The organism is Streptomyces albidochromogenes (genome assembly GCF_005981925.1).
Classification (GTDB): domain Bacteria; phylum Actinomycetota; class Actinomycetes; order Streptomycetales; family Streptomycetaceae; genus Streptomyces; species Streptomyces albidochromogenes.
On record NZ_VBVX01000351.1, the window covers coordinates 1 to 6,214 of the forward strand.

4 protein-coding genes are annotated in these 6,214 nt (G+C 75.5%); 1 reads left to right on the forward strand and 3 read right to left on the reverse strand.

Going from position 1 to position 6,214, the window contains the following annotated elements; genetic code table 11:
- Together lhgD and E2E34_RS29730 are read right to left on the reverse strand one after the other, a co-directional pair.
- On the reverse strand, window positions 1–1,254 hold the full coding sequence (gene lhgD, locus E2E34_RS29725) for an L-2-hydroxyglutarate dehydrogenase (RefSeq protein WP_244316246.1): 1,254 nt from the start codon (window positions 1,252–1,254) through the stop codon (window positions 1–3).
- 133 nt (window positions 1,255–1,387) lie between these two features.
- Window positions 1,388–2,818 carry an NsdA family TPR-like regulatory protein gene (locus E2E34_RS29730; RefSeq protein WP_138904967.1) on the reverse strand — a complete coding sequence of 477 codons (1,431 nt, stop codon included), beginning with the start codon at window positions 2,816–2,818 and terminating at the stop codon, window positions 1,388–1,390.
- Between the two features lie 621 nt (window positions 2,819–3,439).
- Here E2E34_RS29730 and E2E34_RS29735 point away from each other — a divergent pair.
- Window positions 3,440–5,608: an asparagine synthase-related protein gene (locus E2E34_RS29735; protein WP_138904968.1), complete on the forward strand. Its 2,169-nt coding sequence runs from the start codon at window positions 3,440–3,442 to the stop codon at window positions 5,606–5,608.
- A gap of 58 nt (window positions 5,609–5,666) precedes the next feature.
- On the opposite strand, the gene E2E34_RS29740 is transcribed toward E2E34_RS29735, so the two are convergent.
- On the reverse strand, window positions 5,667–6,214 hold a 548-nt coding region (locus E2E34_RS29740), incomplete at its 5' end, for an NPCBM/NEW2 domain-containing protein (protein ID WP_138904969.1).

Genomic DNA, 6,214 nt, shown 5'->3' on the forward strand with positions numbered 1-6,214 from the left:
CTACACCCCCGCCGCCGCCAGCACCCCCAGCGCCCGCCGCGCCACCTGTCTGCCGATTGGGAGTGAGGCCGTGGCCGCGGGGGAAGGAGCGTTCAGTACGTGGATCGTGCGAGGGGCCTCCCGGATCAGGAAGTCGTCGACCAGCGTCCCGTCGCGCAGCACCGCCTGCGCCCGCACACCCGCCGGGGCCGGCCGCAGGTCCGCCTCCGCGACGTCCGGCAGCAGTCGCCGCACCGCGTCGGCGAACGCGCGCCTCGACAGCGAGCGGTGCAGCTCCCCCGCCCCGTACCGCCAGTGCCGCCGGGCTATCCGCCAGGACCCCGGCCAGGCGAGCGTGCCGGCCAGCTCGCGCGGCCTGACCGCCGACCAGGCGTACCCCTCCCGGGCCAGCGCCGGCACCGCGTTCGGCCCGACGTGGACGCCGCCGTCGATGCCCCGGGTGAGGTGCACCCCGAGGAAGGGGAACGCCGGGTCCGGCACCGGATAGACCAGGCCGCGCACCAGCTCCGGCCGCGCGAGATCGAAGTACTCCCCCCGGAACGGCACGATCCGCATGCCCGGGTCGTCGCCCGCCAGCCGCGCCACCCGGTCGCAGTGCAGCCCCGCGCAGTTCACCAGGACCCGGGCCCGCACCACCGCCCCGTCCGCCGTGCGCACCGCGACGCCCCAGGGCCGCCGGTCGACGGCGGCCACCTCCGCGCCGTACCGGATCTCCCCGCCGGCGGCGGTGAGGCTCTCCGCGAGGTGGCGCGCCACCGCCCCGTAGTCGCACACGCCGGTCGTCCCCACGTGGATCGCCGCCAGGCCCCGCACGTCCGGTTCGTACTCCGCGATCTGGGCGGCCCCGAGCTCCCGCACCGGAATGCCGTTCTCGCGCCCGCGCTGCACCAGCGCGTGCAGCCGGGGCAGCTCCTCCCGCTCCGTCGCGACGATCAGCTTGCCCGTGACCTCGTGCGCGATGCCGTGCTCGGCGCAGAACTTGACCATCTCCGCCGCGCCCCGCACCGCGTACCGCGCCTTGAGCGAGCCGGGCCGATAGTAGATGCCGCTGTGGATCACGCCGCTGTTGCGCCCGGTCTGGTGCAGGGCGGGGCCCCGCTCCTTCTCCAGCACCGTCACCCGGGTGCCGGGGGCGGCGCGCGTGAGGGCGTACGCCGCCGAGAGGCCGACGATCCCCGCACCGATCACCAGCACATCGCAGTCGAAACGGTCACAGCGGTCGTACGGCATCGCTCCACCTCCCACCGCGGCCATGTCCGGATCCGTGCTCTCCGGGGAGCGCCCCCGGACTCCCGATGATGCACTGACCCACTGACAACGCCTTCAAACCACCGGCCGCGGGCCCCCGCCCCCTGCCGCCCGCGCAGGGGGCCCGGCCGGCGAACCCCTACGCCGGCGCCACCAGCAGCGGCCGCGCCCGCTCCCGCAGCTCCGCGACCCGGGGCTCGTCGCCGTACGGCTCCAGCCGGTGCAGCAGGTCCCGTACGTACTCGGTCGTCCGCGCCGACGAGATCCGCCCGGCCACCTCCACCGCCCGCGTCCCCGCCGCGCACGCCGCGTCCAGGTTCCCCGACTCCAGCTCGGCGACCGCCGACACCACGAGCCGCAGCCCGTGGGAGCGCACGAACTCCTCCGTCGGCCGGGACAGCGCCTGCTCGGTGAAGCGCCGCACCTGGCGCGGCGCCTTCAGGTCGCGGTAGCACTCCGCCGCGTCGGCCGCGAACCGGTCGTACGAGTAGAAGCCCAGCCAGGACGGATCGGCGTCGCCCTCCCGGGCCCGCTCCAGCCACCCCTCGGCCGCCTTCAGCGCGCCTCCCGCCGCCTGCGCGTCGCCCGCCTTCGCGTGCGCCCGCGCCTCCACCAGCCGGAAGAAGCTCATGGTCCGGGCGGTGGCGAGCCCCCTGTTGCGCTCCAGCGCCGCCTGCGCCAGGTCGACCCCCTCGTCGGCGAAGCCGCGGTAGGTCGCCTGGAGCGACATCGACGCCAGGATGTACCCGCCCAGCGGCACGTCGGCCGCCGCGCGCGCCAGCCTCAGCGCCTGGATGTAGTACCGCTGGGCGGCCTCCTGCTGCCCGGTGTCGAAGGCCATCCACCCCGCCAGCCGCGTCAGTTCGGAGGTGGCGCCGAAGAGCGAGCGGCCGACGTCGTCGCTGTACGAGCCGAGCAGCAGCGGCGCCGCGTCAACCCGTAAGCACTCGGGCACCATCGACGAACGCCAGTCCCCGCCGCCGTACTTCGAGTCCCAGCGCCGCGCGTCCTCCGCCGCCTCGCGCAGCTTGGCCACGTCCGCGTGCCCCACCCGAAGCGGAGTCGCGTCGGCCGCCGACTCGTCGGCCGCGGAATCCCGCGCGACCGAGGAGTCGGCCGGTGTTATCAGCCACCGGGAGGCGGGGGTGGCGTACGCGCTGACCGCGAACGACCCCGCCAGGGACTGCCAGATGCCGCCGCTGCCCGCCCGCCGGCCGGCCAGATCGAGCCGGTACAGCTCGGTCGCCGACCGCACGGCCGCCGACACGTCGCGCGGGAAGGCCAGACCCACCTCCGGCGCCGGATCGGCGTCCGCGAGCCCGATCTCGTGCAGCGGCACGGGCCGGCCGAGCTTGGCCCCGATGGCGGCGGCGATGAGGTGGGGCGCGGCGCCCTGCGGCACCATGCCCTTCGACACCCACCGGGCCACCGACGTCTTGTCGTACCGCAGTGTCAGGCCGCGCTGCGACCCGAGATCGTTGACCCGCCTCGCCAGGCCGGCATTGCTGATTCCCGCGAGGGCGAGAACCGTGCCGAGCTTTTCGTTCGGCCCGCGTTGCTCCCTGGACATGCGCCACCCCTCGACACAGACAGCCGTCCGGCGGGGACATTTCCAGCCGTACCGCCCGCACAACCACGCGGCCAGCCCAGCCGGAATATGCGGCCCGCTCAGAACATCAGTAAACCCAGCGTAGTTCTCCGCCTCCCGACCGTTAAGGGGCGGTGGTCCGTATGGCGAGATTCGTGTAGTTACACGAACGCCCGCGACACGCCCGTGCTCCGTGCGTGTGGCCGTGCGCCCGCCCTGCGCTCTCGTCGGGCCGACGGCCGGAGCCGTTCCATGGGAGTCGCGTGGGTCGGCCCGCTGCACTGGATCCAGTGGGCTGGGGGACACCGCCGCCTTCATCCCCGCGGGCGGCGGACCGGTCCGGGAGGCGAACAGCGCCTCCCGGACTGTGCGTTCCCCCGAGGCGCCCCCGGGTACCGCCGCGACCGCAGAATGGCTGAATGGCGCCTGTCGCCCAAACCGGCCGAAGTCCTGTACGCGGCGGGCGCATTGACTTGCCCGTACGCCTTCCACAGCACCTCCTGCGTGCCGTTGTCGTGGCAGCATGGTCCCGAAGCCGCTTCTCGCATTCGTCGATGCCGCTTCGGTACGTGCGTTTGGTTGTCCACAGCCTGTGGAGGCGCGATGCGGTGGTTGGTGGGGTGGAGCAGTGTCGCCGCCAGCTTCGGGACAGTGGGAGCGGTCCGCGCGCCCGGCACGGCCGGCGCCGGCCCCACCTCCTCGCGGCCCTCGTCCCATCCCTCCGACGACGAGTCCCTCACCGTGCACCCCGTCGGCTCCCAGCTCCTGTGGGGCGACCCCGACCCCCTGTGGGCCGTCGGCGACTGGCGCCCCGACGAAGTCCGCGTCGTCAGCGTGGACCCCTTCACCCGGATCGCCGTCCTCGGCTGCTGTGGTGCTTCCGACGAAGAACTGCGCGTCGGCCTCTTCGCGGCGCGCGGCGGCGCACTGCGGCATCTGACCGCGTGGTCCGGCAGTTACACCGCCGTCGTCCAGGCCGGCCGCCGCGTCACCGTGGTCGGTGACCTGGCAGGTGCCCGCCCGGTCTTCTACACGCCCTGGGCCAATGGCACCGCGTACGCCACCGCCGCGCTCCCGCTCGCCGACCTCATCGAGGCACAGCTCGACATCGGCCACCTCGCCGCCCTGCTCGCCTGCCCCGACGTGCCGGAGGCGCTGCGCGACGGCACACCGTACGCGGGTGTACGGCGCATCCCGCCGGGCCACGCGCTCGTACTGCGCGAGGGTTCCCGCGAGATCACCGGATACGAACCGGTGGCCTCCCTCGCCGTGGCCGCCCCCCAACTCGACGCGGAACGCGCCGTCGACGGCGTGCGCGACGCGCTGGTCGAAGCGGTACGGGCCAGACTCACCGCACCGCGCCACGCCCCCGAGACCGTGCCGCCCGACCCGGGGCCCGTCCCCGGCATGGGCCCCGCCGACCGCCGCGCCGCCCGCGGCGCGCCCGTCCCCGGCATCGGCGCGGACCTCTCGGGCGGCAGCGCGTCGGCGACGCTGGCCCTCCTCGCGGCGGGCCTGCCGGGGGTGCCCGGCACGGTCCTGGGCCACGGCACGGGCGCGGGGGAGCGGCTGCTCGCCGTCACCTTCAACGACCTGACCGCCGAAGGCCCCGGCGGCGAGGCGGAGTTGCAGCGGGCCGGCGCGATCGCCGCCAACCCCCGGCTGCACCACGTCGTCGTGGCCGCCGGAGCGGAAGCCCTGCCGTACGCCGACCTGGACAGCGGGCCCCTCACCGACGAACCGGGGCCGTCCCTGGTCACCGCCGAGCGCCACCGCCGCCGCCTCGCGGCCGGCAGCGCCGACCACTTCACGGGGCACGGCGCGCGCCAGGTCCTGGACGCCCATCCGGCCCGCCTCGCCGACCTGTTGATGGACCGCAGACGGCGTGACCTGCTGCGACCGGTCGCCGCCCTCGCGAAGGTCGAAGGCCCCTCCGCCCACTCCCTCTTCGTCCCGCTGACCGTCTACCGCGCCGCCCGCCGCCTCGCCCGTACGCCGTACCGCGTGGGCATCGAGGAGGCGGCGGCCCGGCTCATGGACGGCCGGTTCGACGAGCCGGGCGCCCGGAGCGCCGGCAACGTCCCCGTCACGGCCCTCGACGCCTCGCTCGCCGCACTCTCCTGGACCAGGCCGGGCCCCGCGGCACGCTGGCTGACGGGGGAGGCGCTGGCTGAAGTATCGGTTCGCCTCCAGGGGGCGATCACCCGGCCCTCGTCGGTCCAGCGCCCGGGCGAGGCCCGGGCCCGCGCCGCCCTGGCGCGGGCGGCGGCCGACCACCGGGTCTTCGAGCAGGCCGCGGAGGTACGGAGCCAGCGCCTGCACGCCCCGTTCCTCGACAACCAGGTCGTACGGGCGTCCCGCACCCTCCCCGAGGCCCTGCGGGTCCAGCCGGGCGCCCGCGCGGCGATCCTGCGCGCCGTCCTCGCGGGGGCCGGGATCAGGGACCTGCCGCCGGGCTGGGGCGCGACCTCGCACGCCTCCTCGGCGGTGGCCGCCCGCGCCGGACTGCGCGCCGCGATCGGCGACCTGATCGCACTGTTCGACGCACCGCTGCTCGCCGACGCCGGCCTGATCGAGGCCCGCGTCGTGCGCAAGGCCCTGCGCGCGGCGGCCGAGGGTGAACCGGTCCCCCTGGACGGCCTCGCCGACCTGGTCTCGACGGAGCTGTGGCTGCGCCGCCTGATCTCGCGCCGCGGAACCTGCTGGACGGGCACGGCGGCCCCGCGCCAACGCGCGGTGGCCGGCGGAGTCCCCCAGCGCCCGGCCCTCTGACCCAACAGTCGCCGGCCCGCGGCCCGACACCCGCCGCGCCGCCGCCACGGCGGCCGGTTCAGCCCTCGCAGCTGATGCGCGAGTGCGCCCAGTCCGCCAGGACCATCGACTCGTGCGGGTGCTCCGGTTCCACCACGAGCCGGATCGACTTCCGGCCGGAGATCCCCGCCCGCACCGCCACCGCCCCGTCGTCGCCCCGCACCAGGCCCGACCGCCACAGCAGGGCGCCGTCTCCGTACAGGGAGAAGCGCGCGGACCCGATGCCCATGGTCATGTCGTCGATGCCGACCAGCGCGTCGTACGTGGTGCAGGCGCGGTTGAGGTCGATGGTGACGGACGACTTCGCGTGCGTCGTCACACCGCTGCCGTAGCGCACCCCTCCGATCGACATGCCGTAGCGCTGCCACAGCCAGCTGCTCCGGGCGACCCGCACCTCGGGCTCCGTGTGGTCGCCGAAGGCGCCGTACTTCAGCGTGTTCACCTGGTAGACCACCGGGGCGGCCGGCGGCGGAGGGGGAGGCTTCGGCGCGGGCGGCGGTGCCGCCTCGGGTTCCGGCGGCGCGGGCGCGGGCGGCTTCGGCTTCGGCTTGGGCGCGGGTTCAGCCT